Source organism: Bacillus haikouensis (assembly GCF_013179555.1).
In the GTDB taxonomy this organism is placed as follows: Bacteria; Bacillota; Bacilli; order Bacillales; family Bacillaceae_B; genus Rossellomorea; species Rossellomorea haikouensis_A.
This window is the reverse complement of the sequence record NZ_JABMCR010000596.1, coordinates 1-768: the sequence shown is the minus strand read 5'-3', so window position 1 is coordinate 768 and position 768 is coordinate 1. Positions and strand designations below refer to the sequence as shown.

1 tRNA gene and 2 rRNA genes are annotated in these 768 nt (G+C 53.0%); all 3 read right to left on the bottom strand.

Going from position 1 to position 768, the window contains the following annotated elements:
- Position 1: 1 nt before the first annotated feature.
- Positions 2–78, bottom strand: a tRNA-Met gene (locus HP456_RS25870).
- A gap of 100 nt (positions 79–178) precedes the next feature.
- A 5S ribosomal RNA gene (rrf, locus tag HP456_RS25865) occupies positions 179–293 on the bottom strand.
- 385 nt (positions 294–678) lie between these two features.
- Positions 679–768 (bottom strand): 23S ribosomal RNA (locus HP456_RS25860); the annotation flags it as partial.

Sequence of the window (768 nt, the reverse complement as noted above, 5' to 3'; positions counted from 1 at the left end):
TTGGTTGCGGGGGCAGGATTTGAACCTGCGGCCTTCAGGTTATGAGCCTGACGAGCTACCGGGCTGCTCCACCCCGCGTTGATTATTTTTATTATAGCATAAAGGCCGCATTTGCGGCCTTTTGGTTTGGGCTTTTGCCCGATTTGTGATTGAGAAGATTTTGTGTTGCGTTTTGCAGACCTGGCAGCGACCTACTCTCCCGCGTCTTGAGACGAAGTACCATTGGCGCTGGGGCGTTTCACGGCCGTGTTCGGAATGGGAACGGGTGCGGCCGCCCCGCGATAACCACCAGGTCGGCAAAACGCAACATATGTTCATGCGGTAGCATGAACATATGTTGCTCTTTTCTGGATTGGCATGCCTTATCCCGTTTGCTTGCCGCTCACGGGGGACGCCAATCGGCCATACGGACACCTCATGTATGAGGGACCATGTGACCAAAGCAACCTAGTTCATGTTTTCACATGGAAACTGTTGTTTCGAGAAGCTGGAGAGCCGAAGCTCTATTTAATTTACACGTCTTTTCTTGACCTGTCCGTATTCTACCTTTGCTCGACAGCGAGCGAGGCAGCCATACAGACCAGAGGTCGTCGCGCCTTGTGGCGGGGCCCGTCCGGAGCCCATCGGGCGTCAGGACAGAAGAATAATGCTCATCTTCGATGAGCATGAACAATGGGAACGAAGAAGTCGATCGAGCTATTAGTAACGGTAAGCTTCACACATTGCTGTGCTTCCACACCCGTCCTATCAACGTGGTCGTCTTCCACG